Below are 18,651 nucleotides of genomic sequence, written 5' to 3' on the forward strand. Positions count from 1 at the left end.
ACCGTCAAAACGGTCACGGCGCTGGAATGGCGATCAGACCTGTGAGTCGATATCGGCGGCAATGTCGTCGAGTTCGTCGTCTGAGAGTTCCGGTGGCTCGCCCGCAACGGCGTGGATGGGGCCACCGCCGTCGCCCTCGAAGCGCGGGACGATATGGCAGTGGACGTGTGGCACTTCCTGGCCGGCTTCCTCGCCGTTATTAAAGGCGACTGTCGTCGCGTCGGCGTCGACGCTTTCCTCGACGGCGGGGACAAGCCGGTGAATCGTCTCGTAGAGATCACTCGAGACGTCATCGGGAACGTCGTTCAGTCGCTCGTACTCGTCTTTCGGGATGACGAGTGTGTGTCCCGGCGCGAGCGGGTTCGCATCGAGAAATGCAACCGTCGTCTCGTCTTCGTACACGATGCGGGCTGGAATCTCTCCCTCGACGATCTGGGTGAAGATCGTGCTCATACGCGAGTGTGTGTCGGCTCGACGTAAGAAGCTTACTCGCACCGGTGGGTGCCTGCGTGGCTGTGTATCGCGATTTTGTGCCCAGTTGTAATCGTTTTCGTCCACTTTTTCCGGATAATTCTGGTAAACTATCCGCAATTTGGGTGCACCGTCGCTGCGTTGATTATGCTCCCTCCACTCGAGTCAATTGCCCACATGGGCTGACCGTGTCGCGGTGGCGGAGATACTCTCACGCAAGCGACACACCACACCCACACCACCACCATCACATCGCTTACCGCTCCCGCCATCGCCCCATCATTTTCACGACCGTCAACGACCTCGAGTCTTACTCTCGACTCCCAGTTCCATCGCATAGGTCTTCGAGTGTCTCCTCGAGCGCCGCGAGGTACTCGGCGGGTTCGTAGCCGAGTCGGCCGATCCAGACGTCTTGATACGAAGGATGAAGTATCGGTAGCAGCCACGTTTCCAGCCCGCGACAGCGAATCGGTTCGAGAACGGTGTCGATGAATCCCTCGAGCGATTCGCCTTCGGCGGCGAGCACCGTTTTCGTCGCGTGCTTGCCGGTCGCGAGGATGACATCCGGATTGACCGCCTCGAGTTCGGCGAGCAGATGCGTCCGGCAGTTCGCGCGCTCCTCGGGGGTTGGCTCACGATTGCTCGAGGGGTCCTCGAGGTCTGCTGGAAAGCACTTGACCGCATTTGTATAGTAGGCGTCGTCGCCATAGCCGACGTCGGCGACCATCCGGCGGATGCGCCGGCCCGAATGTCTCGAGGTGTAGGCCTTCCCAGTCCAGTTGCCGCCCTGCCAGCGTTCGGCATCGGTGTTGCCAGCGCCGGGTGCCTCGCCGACGACGAAGACGCTGGCCTCGAGTGAGCCAGTCCTCCACGAGATACACTCGCGGGTTTCGGCGAGGGCGGGACAGCGCGTGCAGTCGGACTCGAAGACGTGTCGCGAGTCAGGGAACACAGGTTCTGGCTCGGAATCGGTGTCAGTTGACGTGGGTGGGGACACGCTCGAGGGTCGGCGGTCGAGCGATATATGCTGCCCGGCTATTTGCGATCTGTCCCGCGAGCAGGGACAAGTTTACCTTCATTGGCTGTCTTCTCGCTGGTAATGACATCGCTCACACCGGAGTTGCTCGCTGAATCAGTGTTGTTTCTCTTTTATCTGCTCGTCGCGGCCGTGTTGACCGTTGGGGGGCTCGCTGTTGAGTATGCCAGTCTCCAGCACTTCGGCGCTGGCGAACTAACGGCCGCACTCTGGCTCGCCGCGATTGGCGCTGTAATGCTCTATGCGGGCGCGTACGGCATCGCCTACAAGAAACTCCTCGCGCGTACAGCAGCCTCGAGCGACTCCCAGTAACGAATTCGTCCGTTTCGGCTGTCTCGTGGTGGATGAAACACCGCCACACAGGACCGATTCTCCTTTACTCTCGGAGCGAATCACTGCAGGTATGAGCCGGTTTGGTGAGGTCGACGATCAGTACGATCCCCACGAGCTCGAGCAGCGGGTGTTCGAGTACTGGGATGACGTCGACGCCTACGAGCGGACGGTGGAGCATCGATCCGACGGTGAGTCGTTCTTCTTTGTCGATGGCCCACCGTACACGTCGGGGTCGGCCCACATGGGAACGACCTGGAACAAGACGCTGAAAGACGTCTACCTGCGCTTCTGGCGGATGCAGGGCTACGACGTGACGGATCGCCCGGGCTACGACATGCACGGCCTGCCGATCGAAACGCGCGTCGAGGAACGTCTCGGCTTCGAGAACAAGAAAGACATCGAGGAGTTCGGCGAGGAGAACTTCATCCAGGAGTGCAAAGACTACGCCAACGAACAACTCGAGGGGCTCCAATCAGACTTTCAGGATTTCGGCGTCTGGATGGACTGGGACGATCCCTACCGGACGTTGACACCGGAGTACATGGAGGCCGCTTGGTGGGGCTTTTCGAAGGCTGCCGAACGCGGCCTCGTTGAAAAAGGTCATCGCTCGATTTCACAGTGTCCGCGGTGTGAAACTGCGATTGCGAACAACGAAGTCGAGTACGAGGACGTCGACGATCCGTCGGTCTACGTCAAATTTGACCTCGAGGATCGAGAGGGCGCAATCGTCATCTGGACGACAACGCCGTGGACGATTCCCGCAAACACGTTCGTCGCCGTCGACGAGGAGGGCGACTACGTCGGTGTTCGCGCCGAAAAAGACGGGCAGGAGGAACTGCTCTATCTCGCCGAGGCCAAACACGAGGCGGTCCTTCGGGAGGGTCGCTACGACGAGTACGAGGTCGTCGAAGAGTTGACCGGCGAGGATCTGATCGGCTGGGCCTATGAGCATCCACTCAGCGAGGAAGTTCCAGACCACGTCGACGCCGACGGCACGCACGAGGTCTACGCTGCCGACTACGTCGACACCCACGGCGACGGCACCGGCCTCGTCCACTCCGCACCCGGCCACGGTGAGGAGGACTTCGAGCGCGGGCGCGAACTCGAGTTCCCGATCTTCTGTCCGGTCGGCGGCGACGGCGTCTACACCGAAGAAGCAGGGAAGTACGAAGGCCAGTTCGTCAAGGAAGCCGACGAGGACATTACCGCAGATCTCGAGGACAATGGCGCGCTGCTCGCCTCTGGAACCGTCAATCACAGCTACGGCCACTGTTGGCGTTGTGATCGCGGCATCATCCAGATCGTCACCGACCAGTGGTTCATCACGATCACGGACGTCAAAGACGAGTTGCTGGACAATATCGAGGACAGCCAGTGGAACCCCGATTGGGCGCGCGACAATCGCTTCCGTGACTTCGTCGAGGAGGCACCGGACTGGAACGTCTCCCGCCAGCGCTACTGGGGTATCCCGCTGCCTGTCTGGACGGCCCAAGACCGTGAGGACGACCAGGATCGTCTCGTCATCAGCGACCGCGAGGAACTCGCCGAGCGCGTCGATCAGGAGATCGACCCCGAGGATGTGGACCTGCATAAAGACACCGTCGACGACCTCACCATCACCGAGGATGGGACGACCTACACGCGCGTTCCCGACGTGTTCGACGTCTGGCTCGACTCCTCCGTGGCGTCGTGGGGGACGCTCAACTTCCCCGAAGATGACAGCCGCTTCGACGAACTCTGGCCCGCCGACTTCATCCTCGAGGCCCACGATCAGACCCGTGGCTGGTTCTGGTCCCAACTTGGGATGGGAACGGCCGCACTCGGCGAGAGTCCCTACACAGAGGTCCTGATGCACGGCCACGCGCTCATGCCCGACGGACGTGCAATGTCCAAGTCGAAGGACATTCTGGTCGACCCACACGAGGCCATCGAGCGCCACGGCCGGGACACCATGCGCCTGTTCCTCCTGTCGAACAACCCGCAGGGCGACGACATGCGCTTCTCGTGGGACGGCATGCAAACGATGGAAAACCACCTCCGGACGCTGTGGAACGTCTTCCGGTTCCCGCTGCCGTACATGCGCTTAGACGGGTTCGATCCGCAGGAGACAACCGTAGACGATGTCGACGAGGACCTCGAGCTGATCGACGAGTGGGTGCTCGCTCGCCTCCAATCGACCAAAGCGGAGATGACCGAGCACTTCGAGGACCGCCGGCAGGACAAGGCCATCGATGCGCTCATCGAGTTCGTCGTCGAGGACGTCTCGAGATTCTACGTCCAGGCAGTCCGCGAGCGCATGTGGGACGAAGACGACAGCGCCTCGAAAACGGCTGCCTACGCGACCATCTATCGCGTCCTGCGCGAGACGGTCACGCTGCTTGCGCCCTACGCGCCGTTCATCTCGGAGACGATCTACGACACGCTCACCGACGAGGACGGCTTCCGCACCGTCCACATGGAAGACTGGCCGGACGTCGACGAGTACTGGCAGGACGACCAACTCGAGGCCGACGTTGCCTTCCTTCGCGCCATCGAGGAAGCCGGCGCGCACGCCCGCCAGCAGGCTGGTCGCAAACTGCGCTGGCCGGTCCCACGTGTTGTCGTCGCCGCGGACGATGACCGCGTCGCCGCAGCGGTCGAACGCCATACGGAGCTGCTTGCAGACCGGCTCAACGCCCGCGAAATCGAACTCGTCTCCGCCGAAAACCGCTGGGAGGAACTTGCTTACAGCGCCGAAGCCGACATGAGCGAACTCGGACCAGCCTTCGGCGGCCGCGCTGGCCAAGTCATGAACGCGCTCAACGAGGCCCGAATCGACGAACCGTCCCTCGAGGCACTCGAGGATGCCGTGTCGGACGTACTCGAAGACGACGAGTCAATCGCAGAGTCGATGGTGAGTTTCGTCACGGAGACGCCTGATGACATCGCTGGCACCGCGTTCGGTGTCGACGGCGACGACCACGGTGTTGCCTACGTCGATGCGTCGCTCACCGAGGATATCGAAAGCGAGGGCTACGCCCGCGAGGTCATCCGCCGCGTCCAGGAGATGCGTAAGGATCTCGACCTCGAGGTGGAAGAGCGAATTGCTCTCGAACTCGCCATCGACGACGACCGCGTCGCTGACCTCGTCACCCAACGCGAGGACCTGATCCGCGAGGAAGTTCGGGCCGACGAACTCGGCGACCTCGAGGTCGCCGATGGGAGTCGCAAGGAGTGGGACGTCGAGGGTGTGGCGATGACGATTGCACTCGAGCCGCTGGCGGCGACTGAAGCGTCCGACTAACGCTGCACGGCCATTTTCGATCAGACGGGACTGTCGATTCTGTATCTGTGTTTGTCTTTCCGAGTGGGTGTTCTTTCTGTTCTACCATTTGAATACTGACTAGTCAGTCAAATCTCACATTCGATGTGCTTATGCCATGCTACTACATCCCATCACACGGGATTGCATGAATAATTATCAAGATACAGCACAAATCGATTCAATCGGTATCGTCGGTGCAGGCGATGCTGGGTTGTTCGCTGCGCTCGCCCTCGAGAAAGGTCTCGAGGACGTAGACGTATTCATCGTCGACGATTTTAGTCAACCAGTGCCGCAGGTGGGGAAGAGTACGCTTCGATACGTACTCACGTTTTTACACGATCGACTCGAGATTAGTCAGCCGCGGCTGTTAGAGGAGGTGAAACTGGCCTTCAAGACGACGGTGTATTTGAAGGATTGGTGTGGCCAGGAGTTTCATAGCCCACTCGGGAAGCCGATTCCGACGGTCCAACAGGCCGACCTCTCGCCGGCAATCGAACCAACAGTTCACCAGGAGACGCTGACCAAGACGAACGAGGCGGTGTTTGACGAGTTCTATTACCGGTATCACGAAGATGAGTTCACAACGCTGTATAACGAACTCGCTGAGACACCCGGAAAGTCCCCGATGGTGATCGACCCACAGAATATTTCGAACATCCAGAAGGGGTTGCCTGATGCCGCGTATCACTTTGACGCTACAGGATTGAACCAGTTCCTGCGCACTATCTGTGAGGAGCGCGGCATCGACCTGATCGACGACCGCCTCACCGAGATTCCGACGTCGGATGGGCAGATCGAACGCCTCGAGAGCGACGATGCGAGCTACGAGGCTGACCTCTACGTCGACGCCTCGGGCTTTCGCCGGCTGTTAATGAGCGAACTCGATAATCCACTGCAGGCGTTCGATCTGCCGGTCGATTCGGCACTTGTCGCGACGACTGATATCGACATGTCGGACGTCACCTCTGCAACGGTCGTCACCTCGGGCGATGCGGGCTGGTTCTGGCAGATCGATACGATTGAACTCCGGGATCTGGGCTACGTCTACTCCTCGGAGCACATCTCCGACGAGGATGCGCTCGCGGAGTTCATCGAGACACGCGACGAGCCGATTGACCCCGATGAGGTGCAACAGTATCGCTTCGATTCGGGCGTCCTCGAGACGCCCTGGACTGGCAACTGCGTTGCAATCGGGAACGCAGTCGGGTTCGTCGAACCGCTGCAGTCGACTGCGCTGACGACCTCAGCGAGACTGGCGGATCGACTCGCGATGTTCCTTGGGATGCACGGCCGCGTCAACCATCAAGGCGTACGCGACCTGTACAACGAGACGACGCATGCAACCTGGGAGGAGGTCTATGACTTCGTCAGCCTCTACTACAAGTACAACTCAGGGACGACACCGTTCTGGGAGGACGCTCGAGAGGTCCATCCCGAGCCGATCCAACACGTCGAGACCTACCGTGCCTCGGGCTTTTGCGCACCCGAAACACGGGCCGGTCTCACGCGGACGCGAACAGACCTGAACAACTACTACCTGTACTATCTCGTCTTGCACGGGTTGGGTGTCGAGTCGCCGTTTTATGAGGGCCTCGAGCACGAACCCGACCCGGCCGTCCTCGAGCGCATCGAGGAGTACACCGACGGCGTGTTCGACCGACTCGATGACTGTCTCAGCTACGACGAGGTCTATCGCGTGTTCCACCCCGGGTTCAAATCGTAGCCAGACTCGAGTTATAGTAGCCACTGCAAGTCAGTCCACACCTGATCGCCGCGCTGTCTGGCGATCAGTGTGTAACTCGTTGCAGTTGTTACTATAGGATACCACAAAAGACTTGACTGTTTGTTTCGAGCGCCAGTTTGTGGATGCTCGATTCGTCGGCCTCGTGTTCGGGATTGCTGTGCTCGCCGCCGCGCTCGTCGCCGGTGTTGCGGTCGCGACAGCCACGGTACCGTCGGTCGCCACAGCCGAATTCGACGCCGATGGGGACCAGCCACCCGAGATTGAGTCAGACGAAGCGTGGCCGACGACAGCCGTCAGCGACACCCTCGAGTACGAAACGACGCTCAGACAGCGTCCCGATTCGCCCGGCGAGTTCGAAGCCGAGTACCGAATTGCAGTCCCTGACAGCGTGGACTCACTCGAGATTGACCTCGAGTCGGCGGCAACTGTTGAGGAAACAGACGGGTTCGAAGAAACTGACGAGGGCCACTACCGCTGGACCGAGTCAAGCGACGTTGCGACGATTCGGACCACGATGCCAGCGAACCAAAGCGGTGGGCACCACGCACACGAGCGGGGGGACGGCGACGCCTTCCTCGAGACGGGCGAGTGGGGTATCGTGCAGGTGCCGGGGCTCGGGTTCTCGTTCCAGCGCACTGAACCGGTTGGCGTCGAAGAGACTGTCACTGTCGATGGCCCCGGCGCAACCGGCGGCGATATCGCGTACTTTGGGCCAGTCACTGAACATGAACGCAGCGTCAGCGGCGAAACAATCCGACTTGCTGTTCCCGACGACGTAGCCTTACGCGAGGACCCAGACGACATACTCGAAACGCTCGCAGGAGCCAGCGAGCGCCTCGAGATTGGGGCCCGAAACGACGAGACGTTCGTTGTCGCGGTGCCGGCTGACGCCGGCCTGGGGCCTGAAGGCGTGCAGTATGGAGCGTCCGACGCCTGGGTCAGCGCCGACGCGTCGCTGTCTGACCCCGGCTCGGTCTGGCTTCACGAGTACGTTCATACCCGACAGGAGTTTGCCCAGTCGGCGGACGGCACGACGGCCGAAACGGCCTGGCTCGTCGAAGCACAGGCCGAGTACGAAGCCGCTCGACTCGGCCTCGAGAAGGGGCTGATCGAGTATGCAGCGTTCAGTCGCTTCCTGGCCGGTGGCGAGCGCGCGCCGTATGCTGAAGGCGTTCTTGTTGACCAGACGACGTGGGCGGATGATCGTACGGACTACGTCAAGGGCCGACTCGTCTACGGCGAACTCGACCGTCAGTTTCGGACGGAAACTGACGGCAAGCACTCGCTCGAGGGCCTCTTTTCCAAACATGCGTCGACGGAGCCACCGCTCGGGGAATCTGCCTTCCTCGACTCGCTCGAGGCAGCCGGCGGCCAGGATGTCCGAGCGGCGGCTGAACGCTACACGCAGACGGCAGCTACGCCGGAGGTGTGGGACCAGGATGCACATGAGGCCGCGTACGAGCACTCGAGTCAGCCGATGAGTTTCGAACTCGAGGCGTCGTCGATTACAGTCGATGACCGCGAGTGGCCGCTCGTCGATGCAGCGGATGGCGATGTGACTGACGACACTGCTGACTCAGTACTGGCTGTCCCAGCCGAGGAGCAGGTGACAGTTCCGGTCACCGTCTCCAACGAGGGCGACGCCGAACGCGCCGCTGATGTGGCGCTGCAGGCCAACGGCGACACTGTGGCTCACGAACGTGGCTCCGTTCCTGCCGGTGAGACGATCACTGAGCGGCTGACGTGGACACCGAAAACACCAGGCGAGTACACCGTTCGCGTCGGCGACGAGACGCTCACCGTCGTTGTTCGCGCACCCTCGAGCGTGGCCGTGACCGACCTCTCACTCGAGCCTGAGACGCTCGAGGCGGACGAACCGGTAACGGCGACGGCGACCGTCGACGCGACAGACGACCGGCCCGGCGCGGCGCTCTTGCCGTTCCGAACAACATCCGGAACGGAGTACGTCCCCGCTGTCGTCCCTGCTGGCGACACGACTACTGTGTCCCACGAACACACGTTTGCCGAGGACGGCCAGTACGAGGTCGCTGCGGGCGAGGAATCCGCGACGGTGACCGTCGGTCACAACCCACCCGCAGAACTCGAGAGCGTGCCCGGCTTTAGCGCGCCTATTGCCATCGTCGCGGGCGCACTGGCTGCGCTGGTGCTGTATCTCCGCCAGCCAGATCGCCACTAAAACAGTGCTGCCCACGTTTGCGCCTTGTTACTCGAGCGTCACTGTAAACTCACAGCAGTCGTTGCCGTCGTGGTAACACGCCTGTTTTTCGACGGCAGCGTCGGCGTCGAAGTCAGTGACGAGCCCCTCGAGGATGCCATGTGCGAGGTGACAGTAGTGTCTGTCCCGCGGCGTCCGATAGGTCAGCTGTACCGTCTCGCCATCGCGTTCGGTCGACACCTCCGGCAGCGTTAGGTTGTCGTTGCCAGCTGCGATTTCCCCGTAGATGGCCTCGAGATTCGCGAGCAACTCGAGGATGCCCCAGTCGGCTTTACTGTACGCGCCGAACGTCGAGCGAATCGCCGGCGCGAGCGTGCGTCCGAAATCCCGTTCGATCGCGGCCCGGTCCTGTGTCGCCATCGACGCCAGTGTCTCGAGGATGGCTTCGAATTCGTCGTCGTCGTAGTGTGAGACCTGCAGATATAGCGTGGGCTCGACGCCTGCTCGTTCGCGGATCGTTTCCCACGTTTCCTCGTCGGTGCGGTCGACGATGTATTCCTCGAGGGTTTTGTGGAGGATGCCGTGCATGATGTTCTCCTCACGCCGCCACCGGCACACCGAGGCCGGTACTTGGCTGGTGGTCAGTGGTCGCCGCCGATTCTAGTCGTTTCGCGTCAGTCCGCTTCGTTCTGTCGGCCTCTCGGCCACAGTGACTGTCATGTCGGTGTTAGTGCATTGACTTCTATACTGTTTCGGATGTGCTTAGAGCGCGTCGGCCAACACCGGTGCGACCGAGACCGCACTCGCCTCACGCTCGATCGTATCCGTCCCGTAGACCGCTTCGACGCCCGCTCGAGCGAGTTTCGTCGATGCGTTGCGTGCGAGCAGCGGGTGGACGCAGGTGACGAAGACCCGACCCACGTCCCGATCGCCGAGGACGCCGATTGCCTCGCTCATCGTCGAGCCGGTTGCGATGATGTCGTCCGTGACAACGACGTCGCGCCCAGCGACGTCGACATCGCTCGGGGTGATTTCGACCTCGGTGCCCGAGTGACGAACCTTCTCGAAGTAGTCGGTATCGCCCGTGCCGTAGTGGTCGCGAACGGTCTCTGCAAGGTCGATTGCGCCGGCATCCGGCGAGAGGAAGACGGGATCTGTGAGTTTGTCGGGTAGGGGTTCGGCAAGGCGACCTGCCGCATCGACAGCCGTCGCCGTCGGCTCGAAGAAGTCACAAACAGCTGCTTCGTGTGGGTTTACCGTCAGCACGCGGTCCGTACCAGTCGAAATCGCCTTCGCGACCGCGCGGGCAGAAATTGGGTGGCCCGACTCGAAAGCTGCGTCCTGCCGGCCATAGCCCATGTACGGCAGTACCGTAATCACTTCCTCGGCACCCGCCTCTCGAGCGGCGTCTTGTAGCTGCAACACCTCGAGATGGGCGTCGCTCGAGATGGTCGAGGCAACGATGACGGCCCGCTCGGCATCGGCTGGAAAGTCAGGAACGGCAGCGAGCAGTTCGCCGTCGGGAAACCGGTCGTACTCGACGGCGGCGAGTGGCTCCTCGAGTTCGGCCGAGAGCGCCGCAGCAAGCGTCTGTGAGGTGGATCCGCTAACGATCATACTCGAGGGGACAGCCTGTGGGGTAAACCCGTTTTCGTTCTCCGTTCCGCTCGAGTCCATGTCTCGCAGCCATAGTGTGTCAATCGCGTACCCGCTTGTGCCAGTCACTCACTCGTCTGGCTCGTCGAACGCGGCGTCACCGTCGCCACAGTGGCCGCCGTCGGTGTCACCGAGCATGGTCAGCCCACCGTCTCGGTCGACCAGTGCAAAGAGGCTGAGACAGTCCTGCCCGTTCCACTGGGCTGGTTCAACCTGCGTGAGTTCGTCGTCGTCGAGACGTGCCAGCACGCGGAATGAGCCGGGATCGCTCGGCCACTCCTGCTCGAGGGTCGTCCCGTCGCCGGCCTCGAGTTCGTGGGTCGTCCAGTGTTCGATTTCGTCGTCGAATTCGACGATGATGTCGACCGTATGGGCCTCACTGTGAACGTTTTCGATACTGATTCCACCCAAGACAGTTTCCGAGTCACCGGCGTCGTCCGCCGTGTCATCACTCTCAGCGTCGTCGTCGGCAGTTTCAGTCGATGCGTTCGTTTCTGACTCGGCTGGGTCATCCTCAGCGTCGTCGCTGCCATCGGATTCATCGGCTGGTTCGGAGTCGTCGTCTGCACCGCCGGCACAGCCTGCGACTGTCACCGCCAGCGTTGCCCCACCACCGGCAAGGAGCCGGCGTCGTGATATCCCAGTCATCTATTCCGATGCAGGGATGCCGACCAGATAACTTCCCGTCAGACGCTCGGCAGACACCGCGGCTGGTCACTCGTCGGTCGCAGACGAAAACGGAACGACGGCAAAACCGGTCACATCTGGGACGCCAAGTGAGCGAGACCGCCACTCGAGGCCGTTCTGGTCGGGCCTGTCACCGTTTGGGTCATCGTCCACAGCCAGCACACAGAACGTCCCCTGCTCGGTGACTGCATAGACTGTCTCGCCGTACTCGAGCGCGACGACCGGTCCATCTGCCGGCGAGATCATCTCACCCCACTTGTCGTCGGTGCCGAGTGCCAATAGCCTGCCGTCGGCTGTGACTGCGTGTGCTCGAGTCAGCGTTCCCGACTCGGTCGCCGGATCAGCGCCGACGACTGCCATCGGCGCCTCGACACAGTCCATCCAGCCGTTGCCGAGTTTGAACAGGCCGTCGTCGGTGGCTGCGAGTGGAACGCCGGCCGCGGAAACGTCCTGGACGTCCGTCAGGCCAACGTGATCCAGCCCGCCGTCGTGCACGCGGTAAACGCCGCTGTCGGTGCCGATCAACTCGCCATCGATTGCGCGAACTGTTGCAATTGACTGGTCTGCGAGTGGCGCCCAGTCACCGCCGACAGCGGGTCGGTGTGCGACCGTTCCGTCGGGGGCGGCCGCAAGCAGCGTGTCACCCGCAACGCCAACAGCGACGGCCGGGCCGAAGCCGGTCTCCGTCGTCGTGTGGTCGGTGTCTGCCTCGCGCTCGAGGATGATGACGTCTTCGTCGGTCGCGACGACGACACCGTCTGTCGTCGCTGCGAGGTCGCGTGTGGTACAGCGCGCACAGAGGTCGAATTCACCGACCGTGTCGCCAGCGACGCGGACGCGAACGACACCCAACGCGCTTGCGACGTAGGCCTCGAGTGCGCCCTCGCGGTCGCCGTAGACACGTTTCTCTTCGATCGAATCCATACGGAGTAGTCGGTGTCGTCGGTTGAAAGCGTTCTGTCTCTCCAGATCACTACGGGCTGGTGGATTCGATTGGGCTGGCCCATCAGGTTTCGAACGGCTCCGGAATCCCTTTGAGGTATCCGGTGTGACTAACGCGCAATGGAAGTGTTCGGATCGAGTGGGACACGCGGGGTTGCAAACGAGGAACTGACGCCCGCGTTCGTGTTGCGCGTCGCGAAGGCGGCAGCGACGGCTTGGGGGGTCGGCCGGGTCGCCATCGCTCGAGATACCCGCTATACCGGCCGAATGCTCGCCGATGCGGCGGTCAGCGGACTCACGAGTACGGGAACGGATGTTGATCGACTGGGTGTTATTCCGACGCCGGGCGCGCAGGCGTACGCCGAACGCGAGGGGGTGCCCGTCATGGTCATCACTGCCTCGCACAATCCACCGCAGTACAACGGCGTGAAACTCGTCGGCAGCGACGGCGTCGAACTCGCTGTTGCCGACCTCGAGGAGATCGAGGAAACGCTTCTCACGGAGCGATTCACCGTCGCCTCCTGGGACGAAACCGGCCGCGTTCGGGAGATCGACGACGCCACCGACGACTACGTCGACGATTTGCTCGCAAACGTCGACCACGAGCGTATCGCTGACGCCGAACTGACCGTGGCACTGGACCCCGGCCACGGCGCGGGTGCAGTGACAAGCCCGGATTTCTTCCGCAAACTCGGCTGTCGTGTCGTCACGGTCAACGCCCAGCCTGACGGTCGCTTCCCCGGGCGTGACCCGGAACCGGTCCCCGACAATCTCACCGATCTCGGTCGCCTCGTCCGCGCAACCGACGCCGATGTTGGCATCGCTCACGACGGTGACGGCGACCGCGCCATTTTCTACGACGAAGACGGCACGTACGTTCAGGGCGATGCGGCTCTCGCTGCACTCGCCGCAGCAAAACTCGAGGCCGGCGACACGAGCGTCTCGGCGGTCAACGTCTCACAACGTCTCGTTGACGTCGTCACGGACGTCGGCGCGACGCTCGAGTTGACGCCCATTGGTTCGACGAACATCATCACTCGCATCGAGGAACTCGAGGCAAACGACAACCGCGTCCCAGTCGCTGGTGAGGGCAACGGCGGCATCTTCTTCCCCGAATATCGACTCTCGCGAGATGGCGCATTCACCGCCGCTAAATTCCTCGAGTTAGTTGCCGATCATCCCGTCAGCGAGATCGTCGGCCCCTACGACGGGTACGCGAACGTTCGGCGCAATCTCGAGTACGAGTCGACCGCAGAACGCGACGCGATGCTTGACGCAGCGGCCAACCACGCCCAGGCCGCTGATGCCGAACTCAACACGCGAGACGGCTACCGGCTGGATTACGGCGACGCCTGGGTGCTCGCACGGCCCTCGGGAACCGAGCCACTCGTTCGGGTCTACGCCGAAGCCCGCGACGAAGCCCGCGCACAGGAACTGGTCGAAGAACTCGGCGAAACCCTCGAGAACGCACGCGCGGATACCTGAACTACTGTTTCTATCGTTTGGACTGCCACTCTTTCGTGTAGCGAACGCCAAGCCGTTCCGTCGCAAGCAAGAGTCGGTGTGTCACGACGAGAAGTACGACTGCGAGGATGATTATTGCGCCCTCGAGCAGCGTCGAGAGCAGGCCGAGCGAGACGATTAGCGTTGTTGCACACGCTGGTGGATGACGCGTATCGGTCGCGAGCATCCCACCCGCCGTAAGCGTCGTCGCGACAACACCGCTTGCAGCGAGGCGCAGGCCCTCGAGTGAGCCAGGGTCGGTCGTCCCTGTCATACTGATACCAGTCGCAAACAGCAGGTAGGCGGCGAGTCCGGCGACGACGCCAATCGTGTGGCCACCAATCACCCGCCGCGGTGCGGTCGCGTTGCTGTCCTGAAAGAGGGCAAGAACGAACGCTGAGGGACCGAGACTCGGAAACAACATTGGCAGTCCCGACAGCCAGGCCAGTGTGGCAGTTGTCGAGATGAGAACGCCGGTGTGCAGCGTTGTTCCCGTTCGGTCGTCCATACAAGATGGTTCCGCTCGGGCGGGAAAACCGCGCTGGTTCGGTTGCCGATCGGTCGTGTGCTCGAGGTTTCCGTCGTCAGCATTAGCGCTCGGCCGGAACGATTGTCACCGGCACTGACGCGCGCCGTGTTACGTTCTCGGCGACGCTTCCAAGAAGCATCCGCGAGACACCAGCACGGCCTTCGCTGCCCATCACGATCTGATCGATACCATGCTCATCGGCGTACTCGAGAATCGCGTCCGCCGGTGTTCCTTCGACGACCTGCGTCTCGAGGTGGCGGTCCGCAGCGCGCGTCTCAACGTCCTCAAAGAACGCCGGCTCGTGATCATCGGCCGTCGGCTCGCCGCCGTAGCCACTCTCGAGGTCATCTACGACGTGAATCACCGACACCGCTGTTTCCGATCCGAACACGGTGAGCGCGTGCTCGAGGGCCGCTCGAGCGGGTTCGGAGTCGTCCATCGGAACGAGCACCTGCCGCGTCATAGTTTACCCGACGACCGCAGGCGGTGTAAACTCAAGGGTCGGTTGTGACGAACTTACGATCGCCAGTACGCCGGCGTCAGCAACACGAGCACGGGGATGATCTCAATGCGGCCGATCCACATCATGACGATCATGACCGCTCTCGAGGACGTCGGGAAGCCGGCGTAGTTGTCCATCGGCCCGGCGAGTTCGAACGCGGGGCCGATATTCAGGAAGATCGATGCTGCTGCACCAAGTGCGGCGAACTCGTTGAAATCACCCGTCCCAGCACGGGTTGCGTCGACGACGAGAAAGACCGTCAGGAGGAAAAAGATGACAATGGCCAACAGCACGTAGGAGAAGACGTCATTGACTGTATCCTCGTCGACGACGCTGTTGCCGAGTCGGAGCGGGCGAATCGCTTCGGGATGGACCGATGTAAACAGGTTCCGACGGAACGCCTTGAGCACGAGCAGCCAGCGCAGCGATTTGATCGAACAGGTCGTACTCCCGGCCATCCCGCCCAGAAACATACACAGAAACAGCATGTGCTTTGCACCGACAGTCCAGGTGTCGAAGTCGGTTGAGGCATAGCCCGTCGTCGTAATCAGCGAGACGACGTTGAATAGCCCGTGGCGAACCGTCGCCTCGAGATCGCCGTCGAGTCCCGGGTTTGACTCGAGAAGAAGGATAGCAACGACGATAGACCCGAAGAATACCATCGAGCCGAGATAGAATCGCAGTTCCTCGGATTGTAGCGGCCGTTCAAAGTCACCCTGCGTGATGTAGTACAGTAGCACGAAGTTGGTCGAGCCGAGGATCATGAACGGCATCACTGACCACTGGATGATCGGCGAAAACGCCCCAATACTGTCGGGTTCGGGCGAGAAACCGGCGGTCGCAACGCTCGTGAAGGCATGCGAGACGGCGTTAAACAGGTCCATGTTGTCCGCGAACCCCAGCAGATGCAGCCCGTAGAAGACACAGATTGCGAGCACGGTGAGTCCGACGTACAGCCCCCAGATTAGCCGTGCCGTCTCGGAGATATGCGGCCGGAGTTTCGTGACGTTTCGCGTCTGACTTTCGGTCTCCATCAGTTGGGCACCACCGACCATCAGATGCGAGAGCAAGCCGATGGCGACGATCAGAATCCCCAGCCCGCCGAGCCACTGGATGAGCTGTCGCCACAGCATGATCGCTCTCGAGTGTGCCGAAAAGTCCTCCATGACGGTCGCACCCGTCGTCGTGAGTCCGCTGACGCTCTCGAAGAGCGCGTTGATCGGGTGTGCGACCGACCCAACACCGGCAACGACGAACGGAATCGCACCGACGAGGCCGATACTAAACCAGATGAGCGCAACGACCAGGAACGACTCTCGCTGGCCGAGTTCGCGCTCGTCGGTGATCTGCTCGAGTGCCAACCCGACGCTGATGGTAACGGCAATCGCGACGAGAAACGGCAGTGGGTCGTCGCCGTCGAACAGCGCGAGCAACAGCGGCGCAGTCAACGGGACGGCGAGCCACTTGAGTACCGTTCCGGTGAGGCTACAGCTTGCTCGCCACTCGACACGAATCCTCATCTGGTCCCCATCTGCGAGAGGCGGGATTATAATGGATTCGAAGCCTGCCCATCTGTTTCGGGCTGTGAGAGCTTTGTCGTCAAAAACAGCGCTGGGGACTGTACATACGGCACTCGAGTGAGTGCCCAGTCACAGCCACCCGCGCAGTGGAGGAACACGCGAGATGAACCGTGGCTCGGCCTCGAGGCGGCGTCTGCTTACTGCTGGTTGTGGCCGTGGCCAGCGTACAGCGCGAAGACGTTGATCGCGAGCAGTGAGAGGAACGTGAGTGTGACACTCGGATCGCCAAGGCCCTGCATGAGGAGTGGCAGGTGGATAAACGGCAAGGCGATCGCGATCCAGAACGAGAGGAACTGTGCTGGACCTTTGAGCGTGCGGACGAGAGGGCGTCCCTGGTTGCGGTCCGCTTCAGCGCTGGACGGACCGATCGATTCGTTCGAGAGCGGGGAGTGGTTCGACATCGTGGACGGTTCACCTTTGCGTATTCACGACATTCACTGTGGACATCATATAAGGGGCAGAACATTGGCCTTGTTTCGGGTCATTTCACCCTGTTAGTCAGGATCTCTGTCTGTTTTGAAACAGTCTGAGATCGCGTTTAAAATTTTAAAACAGCCTCTAAGGGCGTCTCTTCGAATTCAGGTGACCGTCGTCAGGGCCGGCCAATTATTCTCATGCTCGCCTCACCTCCGCTGATCGATTCTGCTGGTACTCAGCGCTCGAGCGACGGTTTGGAGACCATACCGCCGTTCAGTGACTGCGTACGCACCAGTTACCCGCATAGATGACAACAGGTCGGCCGAATCACGGTGCTATTGACCCGTTTGGGTCCCGCAGCGGCGAGCGCAATCCCCTTGTACTGTCGCTGCAATCGATGGCACATGAGCGAGCGAACGGCGACGGCAACCCGTGAAACCGCCGAAACGACGATCGAGTGTACGATCGGCGTCGACGGCACCGGATCTGCCGCCATTGATACCGGCATCGGCTTCTTCGATCACATGCTTGAGGCACTCGCCAAACACGGCCTGTTCGACCTCGAGATTGAGTGTGACGGCGATCTCGAGATTGACGATCATCACACGGTCGAGGATGTCGCGATCGTTCTCGGGACGGCACTCGATGAGGCACTCGGTGACCGGTCGGGAATCGTCCGCTATGCGGACCGACAGGTGCCCTTAGACGAGGCTGTTGCCGGTGCGGTCGTCGATCTCAGCGGTCGCCCACGATTTTATTTCGACGGAGAGTTCTCTCAGGAGTCCATTGGCGGCTTTACGAGCGATATGGCGCGCCACTTCTGTGAGTCGCTGGCGATGAACGCCGGAATTACGCTCCATGTTGACGTCGACGGTGAAAACGCCCACCACGAGGTCGAGGCGCTGTTCAAGACACTCGCGCGGACGCTCGACGACGCAACACGACTCGACGACCGGCGTGAGGGGACGCCGAGTACGAAGGGGACGCTTAACGGCTAACACCTGGTTTTCCGGCTGTTTCAGGGGCGTCGTAACTCCCCGTTTTCCTCGTGGAACTCCCCATTTTCGACAGCGTGATCGAGGATTTCGGCGACGTCGTCCGACTCGAGGTCGTAGGCACCACTAGCAAGTGCCTCGACGGCTGTCCGCTCCATCGGCAGGTCACGGTTGCGAAGGAGTCGAATGACCTTGCTGTAGGCCTGTGGCGGGCGGGGTTCGGTCGTGTTCGGCTTGGATTTGTCGTCCTCGTTGGTACGTGAGTCCGACTCGGTTGGCTCGTCGGAGTCGCTGGTTTGATCGGCGTCGGTTGCACCGGTGTCGACCGACGACACCGAGTCGTTCGCCGTGGAGGTGGCCGAATCAGCGGTTGCAGCGTCCACAGCCGCGTTTTCGGTCGCGGCATCGCCAGCAGCAGTGAACGTGATGCCATCGTCTAATTCGTTACTCGAGTCCGTCTGCGCTGGCGTCGTCGCTGTGTCCGTCGTACTTGAGTCGGAGTCGGACTCCTCGCTGGCGTTGTCACGACGCTGTTCGGGTTCCGGTTCCAAGTCCGCCTCGTGCGTTTCGGCGGGTCTCTCGCTTCCAGCACGGGCGAGCAACGGCTCGAGGAGGTGCTCGAGGTGGTCTTTACAATCCGAACAGAGGACGACGCGGCGCTGTTCGGCCTCGGTGGGCTTGAGTTCGGGTGGGAGGAGTTCGAACGTGCCGACTGCGGTTGTCTCACAGAATTCACAGGTCCGGAGTGCGCGCATGGCTGGTGATATCACGTCGGA

General features: G+C 61.5%; 17 protein-coding genes. 6 read left to right on the forward strand and 11 right to left on the reverse strand.

The window, feature by feature from the left end:
- Positions 1–33: 33 nt before the first annotated feature.
- Together G6M89_RS07515 and G6M89_RS07520 are read right to left on the reverse strand one after the other, a co-directional pair.
- Complete coding sequence (locus tag G6M89_RS07515) at positions 34–453, reverse strand: HIT family protein (RefSeq protein ID WP_165161169.1); 420 nt, start codon at positions 451–453, stop codon at positions 34–36.
- Positions 454–781: 328 nt separating this feature from the next.
- Positions 782–1,423, reverse strand: a complete 642-nt coding sequence (locus tag G6M89_RS07520) for a uracil-DNA glycosylase (protein WP_343162629.1) — start codon at positions 1,421–1,423, stop codon at positions 782–784.
- A 147-nt stretch (positions 1,424–1,570) separates the two neighbouring features.
- Between G6M89_RS07520 and G6M89_RS07525 the strand changes: the two genes are divergently transcribed.
- The 4 genes from G6M89_RS07525 (at position 1,571) to G6M89_RS22745 (ending at position 9,085) form a co-directional block, all read left to right on the forward strand.
- Positions 1,571–1,819, forward strand: coding sequence for a hypothetical protein (locus G6M89_RS07525; protein WP_165161171.1), 249 nt, complete (start codon positions 1,571–1,573; stop codon positions 1,817–1,819).
- A 91-nt stretch (positions 1,820–1,910) separates the two neighbouring features.
- Positions 1,911–5,123, forward strand: coding sequence for an isoleucine--tRNA ligase (gene ileS, locus G6M89_RS07530; RefSeq protein ID WP_165161172.1), 3,213 nt, complete (start codon positions 1,911–1,913; stop codon positions 5,121–5,123).
- A gap of 166 nt (positions 5,124–5,289) precedes the next feature.
- The gene (locus tag G6M89_RS07535) at positions 5,290–6,867 is read left to right on the forward strand and encodes a tryptophan 7-halogenase (protein WP_165161173.1); all 1,578 of its coding nucleotides are present in this window, start codon (positions 5,290–5,292) and stop codon (positions 6,865–6,867) included.
- 139 nt (positions 6,868–7,006) lie between these two features.
- Positions 7,007–9,085 carry a CARDB domain-containing protein gene (locus G6M89_RS22745; protein WP_165161174.1) on the forward strand — a complete coding sequence of 693 codons (2,079 nt, stop codon included), beginning with the start codon at positions 7,007–7,009 and terminating at the stop codon, positions 9,083–9,085.
- A gap of 27 nt (positions 9,086–9,112) precedes the next feature.
- Here G6M89_RS22745 and G6M89_RS07545 read toward each other — a convergent pair whose 3' ends face one another.
- The 4 genes from G6M89_RS07545 to G6M89_RS07560 all read right to left on the reverse strand — a co-directional run bounded on the left by G6M89_RS07545 (position 9,113) and on the right by G6M89_RS07560 (position 12,331).
- Positions 9,113–9,652 (reverse strand): heme NO-binding domain-containing protein, encoded by a 540-nt coding sequence (locus G6M89_RS07545; RefSeq protein ID WP_165161175.1) that lies wholly within the window; start codon positions 9,650–9,652, stop codon positions 9,113–9,115.
- Between the two features lie 174 nt (positions 9,653–9,826).
- Positions 9,827–10,681, reverse strand: a complete 855-nt coding sequence (locus tag G6M89_RS07550; protein WP_165161317.1) for a ribose-phosphate diphosphokinase — start codon at positions 10,679–10,681, stop codon at positions 9,827–9,829.
- A gap of 108 nt (positions 10,682–10,789) precedes the next feature.
- Entirely contained in the window at positions 10,790–11,368 is a 579-nt protein-coding gene (locus G6M89_RS07555) for a hypothetical protein (protein ID WP_165161176.1), read from the reverse strand.
- Between the two features lie 66 nt (positions 11,369–11,434).
- Complete coding sequence (locus G6M89_RS07560; protein WP_165161177.1) at positions 11,435–12,331, reverse strand: hypothetical protein; 897 nt, start codon at positions 12,329–12,331, stop codon at positions 11,435–11,437.
- A gap of 138 nt (positions 12,332–12,469) precedes the next feature.
- Here G6M89_RS07560 and glmM point away from each other — a divergent pair, with 138 nt between their 5' ends.
- A complete protein-coding gene (glmM, locus tag G6M89_RS07565) occupies positions 12,470–13,834 on the forward strand; it encodes a phosphoglucosamine mutase (RefSeq protein WP_165161178.1) in 1,365 nt (454 codons plus the stop codon).
- Positions 13,835–13,844: 10 nt separating this feature from the next.
- On the opposite strand, the gene G6M89_RS07570 is transcribed toward glmM, so the two are convergent.
- From G6M89_RS07570 to G6M89_RS07585, 4 genes are all read right to left on the reverse strand, one after another.
- On the reverse strand, positions 13,845–14,360 hold the full coding sequence (locus tag G6M89_RS07570) for an HPP family protein (RefSeq protein WP_165161179.1): 516 nt from the start codon (positions 14,358–14,360) through the stop codon (positions 13,845–13,847).
- An 82-nt stretch (positions 14,361–14,442) separates the two neighbouring features.
- Positions 14,443–14,844, reverse strand: coding sequence for a universal stress protein (locus tag G6M89_RS07575; RefSeq protein ID WP_165161180.1), 402 nt, complete (start codon positions 14,842–14,844; stop codon positions 14,443–14,445).
- Between the two features lie 53 nt (positions 14,845–14,897).
- A complete protein-coding gene (locus tag G6M89_RS07580; protein WP_165161181.1) occupies positions 14,898–16,403 on the reverse strand; it encodes a TrkH family potassium uptake protein in 1,506 nt (501 codons plus the stop codon).
- Between the two features lie 197 nt (positions 16,404–16,600).
- Positions 16,601–16,864, reverse strand: a complete 264-nt coding sequence (locus G6M89_RS07585) for a hypothetical protein (protein WP_165161182.1) — start codon at positions 16,862–16,864, stop codon at positions 16,601–16,603.
- 420 nt (positions 16,865–17,284) lie between these two features.
- On the opposite strand from G6M89_RS07585, the gene hisB reads away from it, so the two are divergent.
- Complete coding sequence (gene hisB, locus G6M89_RS07590; protein ID WP_165161183.1) at positions 17,285–17,878, forward strand: imidazoleglycerol-phosphate dehydratase HisB; 594 nt, start codon at positions 17,285–17,287, stop codon at positions 17,876–17,878.
- A gap of 20 nt (positions 17,879–17,898) precedes the next feature.
- Here hisB and G6M89_RS07595 read toward each other — a convergent pair whose 3' ends face one another.
- Positions 17,899–18,630, reverse strand: a complete 732-nt coding sequence (locus G6M89_RS07595; RefSeq protein WP_165161184.1) for a hypothetical protein — start codon at positions 18,628–18,630, stop codon at positions 17,899–17,901.
- Between the last annotated feature and the right edge of the window lie 21 nt (positions 18,631–18,651).

The organism is Natronolimnobius sp. AArcel1 (assembly GCF_011043775.1).
GTDB lineage: Archaea > Halobacteriota > Halobacteria > Halobacteriales > Natrialbaceae > Natronolimnobius.

What these genes read in the sequence shown, in the direction of transcription:
- G6M89_RS07515 (WP_165161169.1), bottom strand. Translation starts at nt 453, where the DNA reads ATGAGCACGATCTTCACCCAGATCGTCGAGGGAGAGATTCCAGCCCGC.
- G6M89_RS07555 (WP_165161176.1), bottom strand. Translation starts at nt 11,368, where the DNA reads ATGACTGGGATATCACGACGCCGGCTCCTTGCCGGTGGTGGGGCAACG.
- G6M89_RS07570 (WP_165161179.1), bottom strand. Translation starts at nt 14,360, where the DNA reads ATGGACGACCGAACGGGAACAACGCTGCACACCGGCGTTCTCATCTCG.
- G6M89_RS07580 (WP_165161181.1), bottom strand. Translation starts at nt 16,403, where the DNA reads ATGAGGATTCGTGTCGAGTGGCGAGCAAGCTGTAGCCTCACCGGAACG.
- G6M89_RS07525 (WP_165161171.1), top strand. Translation starts at nt 1,571, where the DNA reads ATGACATCGCTCACACCGGAGTTGCTCGCTGAATCAGTGTTGTTTCTC.
- G6M89_RS07560 (WP_165161177.1), bottom strand. Translation starts at nt 12,331, where the DNA reads ATGGATTCGATCGAAGAGAAACGTGTCTACGGCGACCGCGAGGGCGCA.
- glmM (WP_165161178.1), top strand. Translation starts at nt 12,470, where the DNA reads ATGGAAGTGTTCGGATCGAGTGGGACACGCGGGGTTGCAAACGAGGAA.
- ileS (WP_165161172.1), top strand. Translation starts at nt 1,911, where the DNA reads ATGAGCCGGTTTGGTGAGGTCGACGATCAGTACGATCCCCACGAGCTC.
- G6M89_RS07575 (WP_165161180.1), bottom strand. Translation starts at nt 14,844, where the DNA reads ATGACGCGGCAGGTGCTCGTTCCGATGGACGACTCCGAACCCGCTCGA.
- G6M89_RS07595 (WP_165161184.1), bottom strand. Translation starts at nt 18,630, where the DNA reads ATGCGCGCACTCCGGACCTGTGAATTCTGTGAGACAACCGCAGTCGGC.
- G6M89_RS07585 (WP_165161182.1), bottom strand. Translation starts at nt 16,864, where the DNA reads ATGTCGAACCACTCCCCGCTCTCGAACGAATCGATCGGTCCGTCCAGC.
- hisB (WP_165161183.1), top strand. Translation starts at nt 17,285, where the DNA reads ATGAGCGAGCGAACGGCGACGGCAACCCGTGAAACCGCCGAAACGACG.
- G6M89_RS07545 (WP_165161175.1), bottom strand. Translation starts at nt 9,652, where the DNA reads ATGCACGGCATCCTCCACAAAACCCTCGAGGAATACATCGTCGACCGC.
- G6M89_RS07535 (WP_165161173.1), top strand. Translation starts at nt 5,290, where the DNA reads ATGAATAATTATCAAGATACAGCACAAATCGATTCAATCGGTATCGTC.
- G6M89_RS07550 (WP_165161317.1), bottom strand. Translation starts at nt 10,681, where the DNA reads ATGATCGTTAGCGGATCCACCTCACAGACGCTTGCTGCGGCGCTCTCG.